This is a genomic window from Chromobacterium sp. (assembly GCF_041912965.1).
In the GTDB taxonomy this organism is placed as follows: Bacteria; Pseudomonadota; Gammaproteobacteria; order Burkholderiales; family Chromobacteriaceae; genus Chromobacterium; species Chromobacterium aquaticum.
The window spans coordinates 22,200-39,067 of sequence record NZ_JAYSGF010000030.1 but is presented as its reverse complement, the minus strand read 5'-3'; the positions used below and the strand labels follow the sequence as shown (position 1 = coordinate 39,067).

20 protein-coding genes are annotated in these 16,868 nt (G+C 66.3%); 11 read left to right on the top strand and 9 right to left on the bottom strand.

Annotated elements, in window-relative coordinates:
• The first annotated feature begins 33 nt into the window (after positions 1–33).
• From ACE3QM_RS15900 to ACE3QM_RS15865, 8 genes are all read left to right on the top strand, one after another.
• Positions 34–855 (top strand): CPBP family intramembrane glutamic endopeptidase, encoded by an 822-nt coding sequence (locus ACE3QM_RS15900; protein ID WP_053074188.1) that lies wholly within the window; start codon positions 34–36, stop codon positions 853–855.
• Between the two features lie 102 nt (positions 856–957).
• Positions 958–1,446, top strand: a complete 489-nt coding sequence (gene purE / locus ACE3QM_RS15895) for a 5-(carboxyamino)imidazole ribonucleotide mutase (RefSeq protein ID WP_048408160.1) — start codon at positions 958–960, stop codon at positions 1,444–1,446.
• On the top strand, positions 1,446–2,576 hold the full coding sequence (locus ACE3QM_RS15890) for a 5-(carboxyamino)imidazole ribonucleotide synthase (protein ID WP_048408159.1): 1,131 nt from the start codon (positions 1,446–1,448) through the stop codon (positions 2,574–2,576). The genes purE and ACE3QM_RS15890 overlap by 1 nt, the downstream gene beginning before the upstream one ends.
• A 39-nt stretch (positions 2,577–2,615) precedes the next feature.
• Positions 2,616–3,035 (top strand): fosfomycin resistance glutathione transferase, encoded by a 420-nt coding sequence (locus ACE3QM_RS15885; protein WP_374423221.1) that lies wholly within the window; start codon positions 2,616–2,618, stop codon positions 3,033–3,035.
• On the top strand, positions 3,032–3,718 hold the full coding sequence (locus ACE3QM_RS15880; RefSeq protein ID WP_374423219.1) for a DNA alkylation repair protein: 687 nt from the start codon (positions 3,032–3,034) through the stop codon (positions 3,716–3,718). Before ACE3QM_RS15885 ends, ACE3QM_RS15880 begins: the two co-directional genes overlap by 4 nt.
• Complete coding sequence (locus tag ACE3QM_RS15875) at positions 3,715–4,593, top strand: phosphoribosylaminoimidazolesuccinocarboxamide synthase (protein WP_231463632.1); 879 nt, start codon at positions 3,715–3,717, stop codon at positions 4,591–4,593. The genes ACE3QM_RS15880 and ACE3QM_RS15875 overlap by 4 nt, the downstream gene beginning before the upstream one ends.
• Positions 4,594–5,009: 416 nt before the next feature.
• On the top strand, positions 5,010–5,555 hold the full coding sequence (locus ACE3QM_RS15870) for a cysteine hydrolase family protein (protein WP_231463629.1): 546 nt from the start codon (positions 5,010–5,012) through the stop codon (positions 5,553–5,555).
• A gap of 5 nt (positions 5,556–5,560) precedes the next feature.
• Positions 5,561–6,142 carry a GNAT family N-acetyltransferase gene (locus ACE3QM_RS15865; protein WP_048408154.1) on the top strand — a complete coding sequence of 194 codons (582 nt, stop codon included), beginning with the start codon at positions 5,561–5,563 and terminating at the stop codon, positions 6,140–6,142.
• A gap of 182 nt (positions 6,143–6,324) precedes the next feature.
• On the opposite strand, the gene ACE3QM_RS15860 is transcribed toward ACE3QM_RS15865, so the two are convergent.
• Positions 6,325–6,696: a hypothetical protein gene (locus tag ACE3QM_RS15860; RefSeq protein ID WP_374423216.1), complete on the bottom strand. Its 372-nt coding sequence runs from the start codon at positions 6,694–6,696 to the stop codon at positions 6,325–6,327.
• A gap of 435 nt (positions 6,697–7,131) precedes the next feature.
• Between ACE3QM_RS15860 and ACE3QM_RS15855 the strand changes: the two genes are divergently transcribed.
• The 3 genes from ACE3QM_RS15855 to ACE3QM_RS15845 all read left to right on the top strand — a co-directional run bounded on the left by ACE3QM_RS15855 (position 7,132) and on the right by ACE3QM_RS15845 (position 9,966).
• The gene (locus ACE3QM_RS15855) at positions 7,132–8,058 is read left to right on the top strand and encodes a lysophospholipase (RefSeq protein WP_374423214.1); all 927 of its coding nucleotides are present in this window, start codon (positions 7,132–7,134) and stop codon (positions 8,056–8,058) included.
• 83 nt (positions 8,059–8,141) lie between these two features.
• Positions 8,142–8,963: an SAM-dependent methyltransferase gene (locus ACE3QM_RS15850; RefSeq protein WP_107801461.1), complete on the top strand. Its 822-nt coding sequence runs from the start codon at positions 8,142–8,144 to the stop codon at positions 8,961–8,963.
• A 568-nt stretch (positions 8,964–9,531) separates the two neighbouring features.
• On the top strand, positions 9,532–9,966 hold the full coding sequence (locus ACE3QM_RS15845) for a lysozyme (RefSeq protein ID WP_048408150.1): 435 nt from the start codon (positions 9,532–9,534) through the stop codon (positions 9,964–9,966).
• A gap of 92 nt (positions 9,967–10,058) precedes the next feature.
• Here the strand turns inward: ACE3QM_RS15845 and ACE3QM_RS15840 are convergent, their stop codons facing one another.
• The 8 genes from ACE3QM_RS15840 to ACE3QM_RS15805 all read right to left on the bottom strand — a co-directional run bounded on the left by ACE3QM_RS15840 (position 10,059) and on the right by ACE3QM_RS15805 (position 16,860).
• Entirely contained in the window at positions 10,059–11,156 is a 1,098-nt protein-coding gene (locus ACE3QM_RS15840) for an AAA family ATPase (RefSeq protein ID WP_374423211.1), read from the bottom strand.
• Positions 11,157–11,205: 49 nt separating this feature from the next.
• Entirely contained in the window at positions 11,206–12,030 is an 825-nt protein-coding gene (locus tag ACE3QM_RS15835; RefSeq protein WP_374423209.1) for a S1/P1 nuclease, read from the bottom strand.
• Positions 12,031–12,213: 183 nt separating this feature from the next.
• Positions 12,214–12,873: a DUF799 domain-containing protein gene (locus ACE3QM_RS15830; RefSeq protein ID WP_048408214.1), complete on the bottom strand. Its 660-nt coding sequence runs from the start codon at positions 12,871–12,873 to the stop codon at positions 12,214–12,216.
• Between the two features lie 11 nt (positions 12,874–12,884).
• Positions 12,885–13,241: a DUF4810 domain-containing protein gene (locus ACE3QM_RS15825; RefSeq protein WP_048408147.1), complete on the bottom strand. Its 357-nt coding sequence runs from the start codon at positions 13,239–13,241 to the stop codon at positions 12,885–12,887.
• A 182-nt stretch (positions 13,242–13,423) separates the two neighbouring features.
• Positions 13,424–14,098 carry a CsgG/HfaB family protein gene (locus ACE3QM_RS15820; protein WP_048408146.1) on the bottom strand — a complete coding sequence of 225 codons (675 nt, stop codon included), beginning with the start codon at positions 14,096–14,098 and terminating at the stop codon, positions 13,424–13,426.
• 222 nt (positions 14,099–14,320) lie between these two features.
• On the bottom strand, positions 14,321–15,151 hold the full coding sequence (tauD, locus tag ACE3QM_RS15815; protein ID WP_374423205.1) for a taurine dioxygenase: 831 nt from the start codon (positions 15,149–15,151) through the stop codon (positions 14,321–14,323).
• A gap of 55 nt (positions 15,152–15,206) precedes the next feature.
• Positions 15,207–16,079 (bottom strand): taurine ABC transporter permease TauC, encoded by an 873-nt coding sequence (gene tauC, locus ACE3QM_RS15810; protein WP_374423203.1) that lies wholly within the window; start codon positions 16,077–16,079, stop codon positions 15,207–15,209.
• The gene (locus ACE3QM_RS15805) at positions 16,066–16,860 is read right to left on the bottom strand and encodes a taurine ABC transporter ATP-binding protein (protein WP_374423201.1); all 795 of its coding nucleotides are present in this window, start codon (positions 16,858–16,860) and stop codon (positions 16,066–16,068) included. The genes tauC and ACE3QM_RS15805 overlap by 14 nt, the downstream gene beginning before the upstream one ends.
• Positions 16,861–16,868: the final 8 nt, after the last annotated feature.

Sequence of the window (16,868 nt, the reverse complement as noted above, 5' to 3'; positions counted from 1 at the left end):
CATTGCCTTTCCCCCATCCCCCGCGAGCCCGCCATGCCCCTGCCCGACACCCTCACCCTGGCCGCCTTCGCCCTGCTGGCGCTGGCGCTGCTGGCGGAAAGCCTGCGCCTGAGCTGGCCTTCGCGGCTGGCCGCGCTGTCCAGCGTCGGCGTCGCCGTCGCCAGCGGCCTGGTGCAGCCCTTGGGCGCGGTCGCGCTCGCCGCCGCCCTCGGCGTCAGCCTGGCCGCGCGCCACTATCGGCGGCCGGAACTGTGGCTGGTCTGGATCGCGCTGCTGCTGGCGCTGGCGCTGCACGCGCTGCCCGGCTTCAACAACCCGCTGCTGTGGCAAGGGCTGAGCACGCCGGACAGCGCGCCCTACCGGCTGTACTGGAGCTATGACAAGGGCGCCGCCGGCTGGCTGCTGCTGATGGTGCTGGCCGCCAGCCCGCAGCCGCAGCGGCGCTGGGGCGTGGCCGCCGCCGGCGTCGGCGCGCTGCTGTTGCTGGTCGTGCTGGGCCTGGCCAGCGTGGCCGGCGTCATCGCCTGGGCGCCAAAGTGGCCGCATTGGCTGCTGCCCTGGCTGTTCGCCAACTTCTTCCTGGTCTCGCTGGCCGAGGAAGCCTTCTTCCGCGCCGGCCTGCAACGCTGGCTGGAACTGCGCACCGAACCCTTTCCCGCCCTGATGGCGGCCGCGGTAGCCTTCGGCCTGGTCCACGTCGCCGGCGGCTGGGTCTGGGTGGGTCTCGCCACCCTGGCCGGCCTGGGTTACGGCCTGGTCTACGCCGCCACCCGCCAGGTCTTGTGGGCGACGCTGGCCCATGTCGCCTTCAACGCTGTGCACCTGATTCTGTTCACTTATCCGCGGCTGATGTGATATGCCCTAAGTACCTTGATGTCAAAATAAAAAACCATAACGGCAGCAGGCCCCAATCGGGTAAAATCCCGGCTTTAGCCTCAACCAGCGAGCTTCTCCGCCATGATTGAAGTCGGCATCGTGATGGGTAGCAACAGCGATTGGGAAGTCATGCAGAACGCCGCCCGCGTGCTCAAGGACTTCGGCATCGTCTGTGAAACCCGCGTCGTCTCCGCCCACCGTACTCCCGACCTGCTGTTCCAATACGCAGAAACCGCTGCCGAGCGCGGCCTGAAGGCCATCATCGCCGGCGCCGGCGGCGCCGCCCACCTGCCGGGCATGCTGGCCGCCAAGACCCATGTGCCGGTGCTGGGCGTGCCGGTGCCGTCCAAATACCTGCGCGGCGAGGATTCGCTGCTCTCCATCGTGCAAATGCCCAAGGGCATCCCGGTGGCCACCTTCGCCATCGGCGAGGCCGGCGCCGCCAACGCCGCCCTGTTCGCCGTGGCCATGCTGGCCACCACCCGCCCGGAACTGGCGGAACAACTGGTCGCCTTCCGCCGCAAGCAAGAAGAAACCGTGCTGGCGATGACCCTGCCGGAGATCGAATAATGGCCGCCATCCTGCCCCCGGCAATGCTGGGCATCCTGGGCGGCGGCCAACTGGGCCGCATGTTCGCCGTGGCCGCCAAGACCATGGGCTACCGCGTCACCGTGCTGGACCCGGACGAAGCCGCGCCGGCGGCCGAGTTCGCCGACCGCCACCTGTGCGCGCCCTTCAACGATCCGGCCGCGCTGGAAGACCTGGCCAAGAGCTGCGCCGCCGTCACCACCGAGTTCGAGAACGTCAACGCCGACGCGATGCGCCTGCTGGCCAAGACCACCCGCGTGTCCCCGTCCGGCGACTGCGTCGCCATCGCCCAGGACCGCATCGTGGAAAAAGCCTGGATCGCCAAGGCCGGCCTGCCCACCGCGCCCTATCTGGCCATCCAGAGCGTGGAAGACATCCAGGTCGAACTCGCGCCCTATCTGCCCGGCATCCTGAAAACTGCGCGCCTGGGCTACGACGGCAAAGGCCAGGCGCGGGTGAGCACCGCCGCCGAGGCGCGCGCCGCCTACGCCAACCTGGGCGGCCAGCCCTGCGTGCTGGAAAAGATGCTGGACCTGCAACTGGAAGTATCCGCCATCGTCACCCGGGTCAGCGCCACCCAGAGCGCGGTGTTCCCGGTGGCCGAGAACCTCCACGCCGACGGCATCCTGGACGAATCCATCGTGCCGGCGCGCATCAAGCCGGCGCTGGCGGCCGAAGCGCAAGCGATGGCGCTGCGGCTGGCCGAGGCGCTGGACTACGTTGGCGTGCTGGCGGTGGAATTCTTCGTGCTGGCCGACGACAGCCTGGTGGTCAACGAAATCGCGCCACGGCCGCACAACTCCGGCCATTACACGCTCACCGCCTGTCTGACCGACCAGTTCCAGCAACAGGTGCGCGCGATGTGCGGCCTGCTGCCGGGCCGCACCGACCTGCTCAGCCCGGTGGTGATGGTCAATCTGCTGGGCGATGTATGGAAGGACAACGGCGCCCAGCCCAATTGGGACGTGCTGGCGGAAGCGCCCAACGCCCAACTGCATCTGTACGGCAAGAAAAGCGCGCGCCCCGGCCGCAAGATGGGCCACTTCAATGTGATGGCGGCCACGGCCGACGAAGCCTTGGATCAGGCCCGGGCCTTGAAGGACACCTTGTAAGCGCATGGCGAAGCTTTCCGGCTTCGCCATTTTTTCGCCATGAAGCTGAACGGACTGAATCACCTGACCCTGGCGGTGCGCGATCTGGAGCGCGCCTGGGACTTCTACGCCCTTACCCTGGGCTGCCAGCCCCATGCGCGCTGGGACGGCGGCGGCTATCTGAGCCTGGACGGCCTGTGGCTGTGCCTGTCCTTGGACCCGGCCGCCGCGCCAGCCCCCGGCTACACCCATTACGCCTTCGGCGTGGACGCCGCCGACTTCCCGGCCTGGCGCGAACGCCTGGCCGCCGCCGGCGTCCGTCAATGGCGGGACAACCACAGCGAGGGCGACTCGCTCTACTTCCTGGACCCGGACGGCCATCAGCTCGAGCTGCACGTCGGCAGCCTGGCCTCGCGGCTGGCCGCCTGCCGCGCCCGGCCTTACGCCGGCATGCGCTTCTTCGACGAGGCGTCCGTATGAACGCCGACATCGCCGCGCTGTGCGCCGGACTGAGCGCCGCCGCCACCCCGGAACAGGCCGCGCCGATGCGCGCCTATATGCGCGGGCAGTTCGACTTTCTCGGCGTGCCCACGCCGGCGCGCCGCAAGGTGTCCACGCCCTGGATCCGCGCGCTGAAGACCCAAACCGCGGAATACTGCCTGGACCTGGCCGAACAACTGTGGCGGCAACCGGAACGCGAATTCCAATACGCGGCGGTGGACCTGCTGAGCGCGCGCGCCGAGACACTGCCCGCCGCCAGCCTGCCGCGGCTGCTGACGCTGGCCGCCGCCAAGCCCTGGTGGGACTGCGTGGACGGCTTGGCCGCCTGGGTGGTCGGCACACTGGTACGCCGACACCGGGACTTGCAACACGATATGGACGCGCTCAGCGGCGACGCCGACTTCTGGCTGCGCCGCGTCGCCATCCTGCACCAGCTGTACTGGAAAACCGATACCGACGCCGAACGCCTGTTCCGCTACTGCGCCGCCAATGCCGGCGACGCCGAATTCTTCATTCGCAAGGCCATAGGCTGGGCCTTGCGCGAATACGCTTACACCGACGCCGACGCCGTGCGCGCCTTTGTCGCGGCCACGCCGCTATCCGGGCTCAGCCGGCGCGAAGCCTTGAAACACATTGCCCGCTCCACCGAGGATTTCCGATGACCGGACTCAACACCACCCAACTGACCAGCTTGAAGAAAATCTACTCCGGCAAGGTCCGCGACCTGTACGAGATCGACGACCAGCGCATGCTGATGATCGCCACCGACCGGCTGTCCGCCTTCGACGTGATCCTGGACGACCCCATTCCCGGCAAGGGCCAGATTCTCACCGCCATCTCCAACTTCTGGTTCGACAAGCTCAAGGAGCTGGTGCCCTGCCACCTGACCGGCGACGCGCCGGAAGATGTGGTCTCCGCCGCCGACCTGCCGCAAGTGACCGGCCGCGCCGTGGTGGCCAAGCGCCTGAAACCGGTGCCGATCGAAGCCGTGGTGCGCGGCTACCTGGCCGGCTCCGGCTGGAAGGAATACCGCCAGAGCGGCACCGTCTGCGGCCTGGCGCTGCCGGCCGGCCTGCGCGAGGCCGACAAGCTGCCCGAGCCCATCTTCACCCCGTCCACCAAGGCGGCGGTGGGCGACCACGACGAAAACATCAGCTACCAGCGCTGCGAGGACATCGTCGGCGCCGAACTGGCCGCCCAGGTGCGCGACACCGCGATCAAGCTCTACCGCGCCGCCGCCGAATTCGCCGCCAGCCGCGGCATCATCATCTGCGACACCAAGTTCGAGTTCGGCCTGGACGAAAACGGCGTGCTGACGCTGATGGACGAGGCGCTGACCCCGGACTCCAGCCGCTTCTGGCCGGCGGACAGCTACGCGCCGGGCGGCAACCCGCCGTCCTTCGACAAGCAGTTCGTGCGCGACTGGCTGGAAGCCTCCGGCTGGAACAAGCAGGCGCCGGCACCGACGGTGCCGCTGGAGGTGCGCGAGAAGACCGCGGCCAAATATAAGGAAGCGCTGGACAGGCTGACCGCCTGATCCGCTATCGTCCCTGACGAGGTTTGTAGCTTGCTAATAATAAGGGCTGGCCATGGAGCGGCCCACGCTCCGACGCGCCCCAGCTCCCTTCAAGCCTGCCGACGGGTGACAGGCCCGAGGTTTAAGCGGCTGCTTGTTCGAGCAGCGCGACGTTAGCGCGCCATCACTGAGCGAATCTTTGATTCGCTCAGTGATAGGGGAGTTTGGCCGCGTTGTTCCCCTTTCCGTTTTATTCCCTCGCGACGCTACGCTTGCCTCGCTCGGTCAGGGCGGAACCGGCCCTAAATCATCATCCGCGCAGCGGATTCAACCCCTGAAAGATCGGAATCAACGCCATAGCCCGCTCCCCGGCGGGGCTTGCTTTTTGCTGCGTTTCATATGACATTGGCGACTCAATCCCGCGACAGGAAACCCCGATGAAAACCGCCCTGCTGATCATCGACGTGCAAAGCGGCATGTTCGACCACGAACCCCGCGCCGACCAGGCCGACGCCGTCATCGCCCGCCTCAATCAACTGGCCGCCGCCGCGCGCGCGGCCGGAACGCCGGTGGTGTGGGTTCAACACGAACGCGCCAGCGCGCCGCTGACCCACGGCTCGGCGGAATGGCAGCTGGCCCGCGGCCTGGACGCCCAGCCGGACGACCACTACCTGCGCAAGACCACGCCGGACTCCTTCCTGCGCACCGGCCTGCATCAGCAACTGCAACAATGGGGCGTCGGCCAACTGGTCATCGCCGGCTACGCCAGCGAATTCTGCATCGACACCACCACCCGCAGCGCGGCCGCCCACGGCTACGCCATCATCCTGGCCAGCGACGCGCACACCACCCACGACAAGGACCACGCCAGCGCCGCCCAGATCCGCGCCCATGAAAACGCCACCCTGCCCAAACTGGGCAGCTTCGGCGTGCCCATCCTGACGCGCGCGGCGGCCGAGATCGCCTTTCCCGCCAACACCTGATCCGCATGCCCATCGCCCAACCCACCCTCAGCACGCCGCGCCTGCTGCTGTTGCCGGCCCAGCCGGCGCAGGCGCGCGCGATGCTGGATTTCCACGTCCGTAACCGCCAGCACTTCGAACCCTGGGACCCCAAGCCCGGCGACATGTTCTTCACCGAGCTGTACTGGACCATGCAGCTGCGCCAACGCGCGCGCGACTGGGAAGAAGGCCGCGGCGGCCGCTTCCTGCTGGCACTGCACGCCGAGCCGGAACGGGTGATAGGCAGCATCGGCCTCAGCAATATCAGCCGCGGCGCCTTCCAGTCCTGCCACCTGGGCTATGGGCTGGACCAGCACTGCCAGGGCCAGGGCCTGATGCGCGAAGCGCTGGAAGCGGTGATACGCTGCGCCTTCGACACCCTCAGGCTGCACCGGGTCCAGGCCAACTACCAACCGCACAATCTGCGCAGCGCCGGCCTGCTCAAGCGCCTGGGCTTCGAGATCGAAGGCCACGCCAAGAACTACCTCTACCTGAACGGCGGCTGGCGCGACCATGTGCTGAGCGCGCGGCTGAATCCGGACTTCGACCCGGAACACATGCTGGCCTGAGAGCCTGTTCAAAGTCTCGCGAGCAAGGGCGAGACAAGGCGAAAACGAGCGAAAAAGCGGAATGTACAAGTGGTACATGAGCATTTTGAGCTTGTACTCACCGTGCAAGGCTTCACGAAGCGCAGCAGACTTTGAACAGGTTCTGAGCGCGCGCTATCCGGCCGCTGGCCAGGCGCACGGATTCAGGACGTCACCGTCTCCAGATGTTCCGTTGCCCCCTGCAAACGCTGCTGCAAAGGCTCCTGCAAGGCCCACAACGCCTTGCCGCGCACTTGCGCGTTTTCGGTGTGACGCAGCATCAACAGCAGCGCGCCCAAGGCCTCATGGCATTGGCGCAGTTCTTCGGCGATATCGTCGTAATGCTGGCAGCAGCGGGCTAAATGAAGCAAAGCCGGGTCAATGGCGGCAAGCGCGGCATTTTCCGAACGTTGGTCTTGCAGATGTTTGACGGTCTTGATCAGACGGCTGACAGCCGGGCTGGCGGCTGAGGGTTCAGCGGCCTCCTTGGACGGAGGCGGTTTGGAAAGCAGGGACAGAACTGACAATAGTGGCATGACGGGCTCCGATCCAAAATGAGCCTGCCATCCCGCTTCCAATCACGATGGGCAGGCATATGACAGGGTTGGAAGGCAGGCGAATCGGAGCCAGCAGGCCAAAGGCCTCCCTGCCATAACCTGCCCGGATGGGCGTAGCTATAGCGTGGCATTGGGATGATATCCCCCGATTCTATTCAGGCTTCCATTCCTGATGCCGCGCTGTATGAAACGGCATGCGGCTCATGGTGCCCACCTCACCGGGTCTGGTCAAGCGCGGTGGGTCCGGGCGCGTTTCGGAAAACCGGCTCCCCATCCCGCTGACGGCACCAGCGCCAGGACATTTGGATAGCGCTTGCCAGCATCCTTGCGCCATGTTCTGCTGTGAAGCCGCCGCTTCGCCGCAACCCTGATGCCGCGGCGCAGTCAAAACAGGCCATAAAAGGGCTCAACACCATGCAAACCTTCCATCTGAACGCCGACGACGGGGAAATCCTGCACGCCGCCCGCTGGTTGCCGGACGGCGCGCCGCGCGCCGTGGTGCTGATCTCCCACGGCATGAGCGAATACGCGGTGCGCTACCACCGCTTCGCCCAAACGCTGACCGGCGCCGGCTACGCCGTCTATGCCCACGACCACCGCGGCCACGGCGCCGCGCCGCGCTTGCGCGGCCATTTCGCCGCCGACGGCGGCTGGGACAAGGTGGTGGCCGACGTGGAGACCCTGCGCCGCCACGCCGCCGAATGTCATCCCGGCCTGCCGGTGACGCTGTTTGGCCACAGCATGGGCTCCTTCATCGCCCGCGCCTATTTCCTGCGCCACGGCGCGGCGCTGTCCGGCCTGGTCCTGTCCGCCACCGGCTACCGCCAGCGGCCGCTGGCCTGGCTGCTGCGCGGCCTGGCGCGGCTGGTGGCCCGCTTCGGCAGCCCGGAGCGTCCCAGCCGGCTGCTGGCGCGGCTGATTTTCGGCAGCTTCAACCTGGGCTTCCTACCCGCCCGCACCGGCATGGACTGGCTGAGCCGCGACCCGGCGGAAGTGGACAAATACCTGGCGGACCCGCTATGCGGCTTCGACCCCTGCCCCGGCCTGTGGATAGATTTGTTCGGCGGCATCATCGCCATGGAACGCGGTGAGGCGAGCGGCGACAGCCTGCCGCGCCGCTGTCCGGTCTGGCTGCTGGCCGGCAGCCGCGACCCGGTCAGCCTGGGCAAGCTGGGTCTGGGCCAGCTGGAAATCCGCTACCGCGAGGCCGGCCTGCTCGATGTGCAGACCACGGTCTACCCCGGCGGCCGCCACGAAATGCTGAACGAAACCAACCGCGTGGAAGTGGAGCAGGACATGCTGCGCTGGCTGGAGCGGATCAGCGCGCAGCCGGCCAGTTAGACAGGAGCATTGAAACCAGCGCCCAAGCGCGCCGGCGCGAATTGGACTAAAATCCGGCGATTCGTTTTTCGCAGGAGGCCGCCATGAGCCTGATTCCCGAGATCAAACCACAGCAATCGCTGGAACTGCTCAAAGAGCTGCACATCCTGACCCGCGACGGCAAGATCAACCAGGACACCCGCCGCAAGCTGAAACAGGTTTACCACCTGTACCAGTTCATCGAGCCGCTGATGGCCGACGTGCTGGCGGAAAAAGGCGAGATGAGCCTGGCCGACCACGGCGCCGGCAAATCCTATCTGGGCTTCATCCTTTACGACCTGTTCCTGAAGGACAAGGCCGCCGGCAGCGTCTACGGCATCGAAACCCGGCCGGAACTGGTCAGCCGCTCGCAAGAGCTGGCCGCCCGCCTCGGCTTCGAACGCATGGGCTTCTTGAACCTGAGCGTGGAGCAGTCGATCACCTCGGAGCAATTGCCGGAGCAGGTGGACATCATCACCGCGCTGCACGCCTGCAACACCGCCACCGACGACGCCATCCGCTTCGCGCTGGCCAAGAACGCGCGCTACATCGTGCTGGTGCCCTGCTGCCAGGCGGAAGTGGCCGGCGTGCTGCGCCAGAAGAAAAACCAGAGCTTCGGCCTGACCCCGCTGTCCGAGATGTGGCGCCACCCCATCCACACCCGCGAGTTCGGCAGTCATCTGACCAATGTGCTGCGCTGCCTGCAACTGGAAGCGCGCGGCTATCAGCTCACCGTCACCGAGCTGGTGGGCTGGGAACACTCGATGAAAAACGAGCTGATCATCGCCAAGTACACCGGCCAGCGCAAAAACAGCGCGCGCGAACGCCAGGAGGCGATTCTGAAAGAACTGAACCTGGAAGACCTGCGCGAGCGCTTTGTTTACTAAGAACCTGTTTACGATCTTTTGTAGATGTGGTTAACCGTTGCTAGATACGTAGGAAACCATGTATTCGACGCGCCCCGGGTCCCTTCAAGCCTGCCGACGGGTGGCAGGCCCGAGGTCTTAAGCGGCTGCCTGTTCGAGCGATTTGACGCTAGCAAATCGCGAGTTCAGCCGCGCCTCGGGCCTGACGGGACCCGGCGGGAAGCCGCAGGCCTGGCTTGCAGGGTGGCCTTTAGGTGTGGAGAGGATATTTGGCCAAGCAAATATCCTTTCCCTGCTCGCCGGGCAGCCCCGGCAAGCAAAATCATCATCCGCACAGCGGATTCAACACCTTGCCTTGAGCGATACCCTCAGTCTGAAAAGATCGTAGGACATCACACAATGAGCGCCGCTCCACACCGCCACTGACACCCGTCGCCTCGGCCCGCTTCCGGGCCCTGAACATAATGGGGACGACGCACCCGGACCGCCCCGCGCGGCCGGTCCCGCCCCCGCCCGCTTCTCCTCCCGCCTCAGATTCTTTCGAGCGTCTCTCCGCGTCCGCCGGGGGCCCTTTCCACAGGAGCCCGACATGAATATCAGCGCCAACGGCATCAAACTGATCCAGCAATTCGAAGGCCTGCGCCTCAAGGCCTACCAGGACGCGGTGGGCGTCTGGACCATAGGCTACGGCCACACCGGTCCGGACGTGACGCCGGGCCTGGTCATCACCCAGGCCCAAGCCGACGCGCTGCTGGCGCGCGATTTGAACCGCTTCGAAACCGGCGTCACCCGGCTGGCCCAGGTGCCGCTGAACCAGAACCAGTTCGATGCGCTGGTCAGCTTCAGCTACAACCTGGGCCTGGGTTCGCTGCAGAACTCCACCCTGCTGCGCCTGCTCAATCAGCGCGACTACGCCGGCGCCGCCGCCCAGTTTCCGCGCTGGAACAAGGCCGGCGGCAAAGTCCTGCCCGGCCTCACCCGCCGCCGCGCGGCGGAGCAGGCGCTGTTTCTGCAGCCGGTCTGAACAAGCGGTCTGCGCCATGGAAAAAGCCCAAGCTGAACGCTTGGGCTTTTTTTTGCATGCCGCGCACAGCCGGAAAAGCTCGCGGCCCCGGCTCAATCCTCATCCGCCAGCACCGTCTCGCCATCGCGCTGCGTCAGCATGAAACGGCGCAGCGGCCGGTGGCGCGCGATCAGTTCCGCCAAGCGCGGCGAATGGCTGGTCACCCACAGCTGGCTGTGGCGGCCGGCCTCGGCGATCAGCCGCGCCAGCGCCGGCAACAGGTCCGGATGCAGGCTGTTTTCCGGCTCGTTCAAGGCCATGAAGGCTGGCGGGCGCGGGCTGAGCAAGGCCACCGCCAGGCACAGGAAACGCAAGGTGCCGTCGGACAATTCGGCCGCCTCCAGCGGCCGCAGGATGCCGTCGCGCTGCATCAATATCTGGAAACGACCATGCAGCGCCTCCACCTGGAAGCCGCTGTCCGGAAACGCGTCGGCCAGCACGCTGCGCAGCAGTTCGACGTCGCCGATCTCCACAATGGTCTGAAAGGCGGCCGCCAGGTTGCCGCCGTCGTGCGCCAGCACCGGCGAGCGGATGCCCACTTGCGGCGCGCGCGGCGGCGAGCCCGGCCAGACCGCGAATTCATGATAGAAGCGCCAGCGCCGCAGCGTCTCGCGCACTTGCGACACCTCGGGATAGAGATGCGGCTCGGCCAATTGGCCGAACACCGATTCCTCGGCTTGCAAGCCCAGCGGATAGGTGGTCCTGACTCCGTCCACGCTGGTGAGAAAGGCGCTCTGATTGCGCCGCTCCAACACCAGGGCCGAAGGGCGGCGGCCCTGGCCGGCCAGCCACAGCGTTTCCTCCTTCACCAATGGGTCCAGCGAGAACAAGCTGCGGCTGGGCTCGGGGTAGCCCAGTTGCAATTCGTAGTCGTAATCGGCCAGCCGCGCCGCCAGCACCATGCGCTTGGGCTCGCCCTTGCGGTCGCCGCGGCGCAAGCCGCCGGCCCACATCGCCTTCTGGATGCCACCCTCTTCCGCCAATGCCGCGGACAGGCGGCCGCAGGCGGCCTCGTGCAGCAGGCGCACCGCTTTGTAGAGATTGGATTTGCCGCAGCCATTGGGCCCGACGACGACATTGAGCGGCTCCAGCGCCAGCCGCAGTTGGCGGATGGAACGGAAACCCTTGAGGCTGAGCTCGTGGATGGACATGGCGGCTCCGGTGACGACGGAGCCGCCATTCTAGCGCGGGCGCGCCGTTTTACTGCAGCGCCTGGTTGATCACCATGGCGATGCGCGCGCCGGCCTTGGCCAGCTGCTGCTTGATCAGCTGCGCGCCGGCGGTCTGGTAGGTACGGTCCAGATAGGCCACATCGCTGGGCGCTTGGCCGCAGCTGAAATTGGACAGCGGGCCGTAAACCTCGCTGCGCGCGTACTGATTGGATTCATTGATCCAGTCCATCGCCTTGCCGCTCTGCCAGCCCGGAATGTTGCGCGCGTAGTACTTGAGGTCCTGCGCCGCCCAGCTCTGCTCATTGGCGCCGTTCAAGGCCTGCTGCACCAGCGCGGTGTCCCATACCGAATGCAGATTGCTGACCTTGCTGCTGCCGGCCAGGCGCACGCGGACATCGTTGCCGCCGCGGTCATGGTTGTCCGCCGCGTGCAGCGGCTGGTGGATGTCGCCGATCATGTGGATCAGGAAGGTCAGCGCCTGGGCGCGAGCGGCCTTGCCGGCGCTCTTGTCGGCCAGCACCTTGCTGTAACGCTCGATCTGATTGGACGCGCAATTGCCATTGGGGCAATCGTCCTCCTCCACGCCGTTGCACACCGGCTCATCGTTGTAATGCCATTTATCCGAGCCCGGCAGTTGCTGCTTCAGCTCCTGCTTGTGCTGGTCCATGTAGAGGGACAGCTGGGCGAAATCGGCATTGGGGATCAATTGATTGACCACGGCCTTGGCCTGCGGGCTGAGCAGTTGTTGGGCGATGTAGCCGGTGACGCGGTGGCCTTCCTGGCCCCAGGCCAGCGCCTGGGTGCTGGGCAGCGCGCAGGCGGACAGCAGCATGGCAAGCGTGAGTTTCTTCATGACGGTTTCTCTTCTGATTGTGATGGGCCGCGGCCGGCGGAATGCAGCCGCTGATATGGCGAACGCATATTACCCGAAATCCATTAAATTAAGATGCCATTATCATTTCAACTGAAGATAAACTCGCGCCCATAAAAAAAGCCCGGCGCTGCCGGGCTTGCTGCTGTCTCGGAGAAACGACTATCAGTCGGTGCCGTACTTCGGAGAATAGGGCCCGTACAACAGGCCGCCGTCGTGGCCGGTGCTGAGCAGGCGCTGACTGGTGATGCCGGCCACATCGTGGCTGGCGTCGGTGGCGGTATTGATGATCTGCTTCAGGGCCGCGGTCACCAGGATGCCGACCAGGCCGCCGGAGTTATTGTTGTTGCCCTCGTTGTTGGAAGCGGAGGCGAAGCCGGTCCACAACACCGCGCCGGTCTTCAGGTCCACCATCTTGGCGCTGGCGGACACGATGGTGTCGCTGCTGATCACGCTGTAGCTGGTGCCGTACTTGCTCACCGTCACGTACAGCGCGGCGTCGGCGCCGAAGATTTCCTTCAGCTTGGCCGGTGCCACGCCGTGGATGTCCGAAGCCGTGCTCATGCCGTTCTGCTTGAAGGTTTCGTCCACCAGCGCCACCGGCAGCACGTAGTAGCCGGCTTCGGCCAGCGGCATGGTCACTTGCGACAGCATGCTGTGGCTGGCCGCCACTTCCGGCGATTCATTCAGCGGCGGCAATACCAGGATGGAGCGCGGGCGGCTCTGCTTGTAAGCGGTGTAGTCGTAAGGCTTGGAGGTGGCGCAGCCGGTGGCCAGCGCCGCGATGGCCAGGCAGGCCAGCCATTGGGCAATGCGTTTGATCATGGTGCGGTCTTTCACTTCTTGGCCTTCTTCAGCAGGAAGTCCATATAGGCGGCGGATTCAGGAAACAGCTGCTTCTCGGTCTGGAACTGCTGGACCATCTGATCGTCCTTGCCCAGGCTGGCGTACAACATGCCCAGGTGGGCATGGTAGCCCGGCGGCGGGGTCTTGCCGCTGGAGCGGATCTTCTGCAGGTCGCGCTCCAGCGCGGTCACTTGCTCTTCCGCCGCCGCGCCCTTGAAGTGCTGGTACACCTGGGGCTGGTAGCTTTCCCACTGGTACAGCGAGCTTTGGCTGGCGCAGCCAGTCAACAATGCGCCGCCCAGCAGGGCCAGCGCCAATAGCGGCGTTTTCGCCATCTTGTGTGTCATGATGTTCAATCTTGCAATAGCTAGCGCGGACGGGCCGCAAGGCCCGTCCTGCAATCATGCGAGGCTTGCTTAACGCTTAGCGCCGCTAACCAAACCTCGCGGAGATGCTGAGCCAACACGCGCCAACGCAGGCGGTAGCCGTCGGAGGCGCAACGCGGGATCAGGGGTTTTGTTAGCGGGGTTTATTTGCCCGGCTGCCAGGCGCCGGAATCTATCGCCGCGGTCAGCTTGTTCACCGCCTCGCGCATCGCCAGGTCCAGCACCTTGCCGTTCAGCGTGGAGTCATAGCTGGCGGTGCCGCCGAAGCCGATGATCTCGCGGTTGGACAGGCTGTATTCGCCGGCGCCCTGGGTGGAGTACACCACTTCCGAGGTGGCCACCTTGACGATGTTGAGGTTGACCTTGGCGTAAGCGATCTGCTGCTTGCCGCGGCCGAGGATGCCGAACAACTGGTGGTCACCCACTTCCTTGCGGCCGAATTCGGTCACGTCGCCGGTCACCACATAGGTGGCGCCCTTGAGCGCCTGCGCCTGCTTGCTGAACGCGGCTTCCTGCTTCATCTCTTCCAGATTGTCGCGGTCCAACACATTGAAGCGGTTGGTCTGCTGCAGATGGGTGATCAGAATGGTCTTGGCTTGGCCGCCCAGACGATCCACGCCGTCGGAGAATATGCCGCGCATATAGCTGGAACGGTTGTCGAACTTGCCCACCGCGATGGGGGAGCGCGGGCCGGCATAAGGTTTGCCGGCGGTTTCCACTTGGGCCACCGTCAGCGCGCGCGAGCTTTCGGTCGCGCAGCCGCTCAGCCCCGCGGCCGCCGCCATGGCGAGTACCAGGCATTTCTTTGCGATCTTCATTGTTATTCTCTCAATACATCCAACACAGAAAGTCAAATATCATACTTATCGTCTCGCTCGGGGTCGACGCAATTTATGCCAAAACAGCAATGGCTTATGTGCGCTGAGCCAAGTGTAGCCAGTGCTTGTAAGCGGCCCCCAGCGCCGCTGCGGCACACCGCCAGACCAAGGGCATGAAAAAACCCGGCCATGGCCGGGTGGAGCTGGAGGGCGGATACCGGCTCAATAAGGCCGATCCCCCAGGATGGTGGCGCGGTGCATCACCCGCCGCTGCGGCAGGTAGTCCGCCACCGCGTAATGCTGGGTCACGCGGTTGTCCCAGAACGCCAGGTCGTGTTCCTTCCAGCGCCAGCGCACGGTGAATTCCGGCCGCGCGGCATAGGCGAACAGCAGCGCCAGCAGGGCATCGCTCTCGCGCGGCGCCAGTTCCAGGATGCGGGTGGTGAAGCCCTCGTTGACGAACAGGCCCTTGCGGCCGGTGACCGGGTGAGTGCGCACCACCGGGTGCACCACCGGCGGATGGTCGCGGCTGGCCTGTTGCCAGCGCGCGTATTGCGGCGTGTCCTTGAAGCGGCTTTCCGGGAAGGAGTGGACAAAGCTATGCTCGGCGCTGAGTCCGTCCAGCAGCGAGCGCAAGGCCGGCGACAAGGCGTCGTAAGCGGCGCTGTTGCTGCTCCACAGCGTGTCGCCGCCCACCTCCGGCAACTGCCGCGCCGATAGCACCGCGCCCAGCGGCGGGGTGGCGATGAAGGTGACGTCGGTATGCCAGTTGTCGTTGTCCGGCAGATTGTCGACATGGGTGTCCAGCACGATGATTTCCGGCTGCTCCGCCACCGTCGGGTAGACCGGATGCAGGTGCAGATCGCCAAAGCGGGCGGCGAAATCGCGCTGCTGGCGCGGCGTCAGCGGCTGGTTCTCGAAGAACAATACCTGGTGGCGCAGCAGCGCCGCCTCGATCGCGTCGCGCTCGGCGCCGGACAGCGGCGCGCTCAGATCGACGCCGGAAACAATGGCCCCCAGGGCCGGGCTGATGGCTTGCAGTTGCAGGCTCATGAATGTGCTCCTTATCCGCGCGGCGGAAACCAAATCCAAGAAATCGAAAACTCGCTCAAAAACGTTCCGGCGCGGCCCAGCCGGCGAAGCGCCGCTCCATCCAGCGCAGCCCCAATTCCAGCGCCAGCGCGATCCAGGCGATGATCAGGATGCCGGCGATCACCGCGTCGGTGACCAGGAACTGGGCGGCGGACTGCACCATGAAACCCAGGCCTCGGGTGGCGGCCACCAGCTCCGCCGCCACCAGGGTGGACCAGCCCACGCCCAGGCCGATGCGCAGCCCGGTCAGGATCTCCGGCAGCGCGCTGGGCAGCACCACCAGCCGCAGCAGCTGGCCGCGGCTGGCGCCCAGCGAGCGCGCCGCCTGCAGCCGCGCCGGGTCCGCGCGGCGCACGCCGGCGGCGGTGGCGATGGCCAGCGGCGCGAAGATGGCGAGATAGATCAGCAGCACCTTGCTGGCCTCGCCAATGCCGAACCAGATCACGATCAAGGGCAGATAGGCCAAGGGCGGCACCGGCCGGTAGAACTCGATCAGCGGGTCCAGCGCCGCGTGCGCGCGCCGGCTCAGGCCCATCAGCATGCCCAGCGGCACCGCGGTCGCCGCGGCCAGCAATAGCGCCAGGCCCACCCGGCCCAGACTGGCGGCGGCGTGACGCCACAGGCTGGCGTCCATGAAGCCGTTGACGGCCAGGTCCGCCAGCCGCGCCGCCACCTGGGCCGGGCCGGGCAGGAATAGCGGCGACACCAGCCCGCCGGCGCTGGCCGCCCACCACAGCAGCAGCAGGCCGCCCACCGACAGCGCGCTGGGCCAGCGCCGGCGCCAGGCGGCGAAGCGACCAGGATTAGGGCTAGAAGGATGGACCGGCGCCGGCGCGCTCAGCTCGGCCTGCGCGGCCGGGCCCAATTCAGTCAGTTCAAGCGGCGGCATGGTCGGCCTCCTCGGCGCGGAAAATCCAGTCCAGCAAATGCTCGCGCATGGCGATGAAGGCGGGATCGGCCTTGATCGAGCGCGCCGATTCGCCGGCGGCGTAGCGGTGGGCGAAGCCCAGTTTCTGCCGCAGCGCGATGCGGCCGGGGCGCGGCGTCAGCACCAAGAGCTCGGTGCCGAGGAACAGCGCTTCCTCGATGCTGTGGGTGATCAGGAAGATGCCCTTGCCGCTGCGCTGCCACAGGCTGAGGATCAGCGACTGCATCTTTTCCCGGGTCAGCGCGTCCAGCGCGCCCAAGGGCTCGTCCAGCAGCAGGAAGTCGGGATCGGCCGCCAGCGCGCGCGCCAGGCCCAGGCGCTGGCGCATGCCGCCGGACATCTGGCTGAGCGCGTGGCCGGCGAAGGCTTCCAGCCCCACCCAGCCCAGCATGCGGCGCGCCTCGCTTCGCCGCTGCTCGCGCGGCATCCCGCGCAGGCGCAGGCCGAAGGCGACATTGTCCTCGGCGTTGAGCCAGGGCATCAGCGCGTCGTCCTGGAACACCACGCCGCGATCCGCGCCCGGCCCGCGCACCGGCCCGCCATTGGCCAGCACCCGGCCCTGGCTGGGCGTCTGGAAGCCGGCCATCAGCCCCAGCAAGGTGGACTTGCCGCAGCCGGACGGCCCCAGGGCCACCACGATCTCGCCGGAACGCAGCTCCAGCGACACCCGGTCCAGCGCCTGCACCGGGCCGGACGGGCCGGCGTAGCTGACGCCGGCGTTTTCCACGATCAAGCTCGCCATCGCGGCCT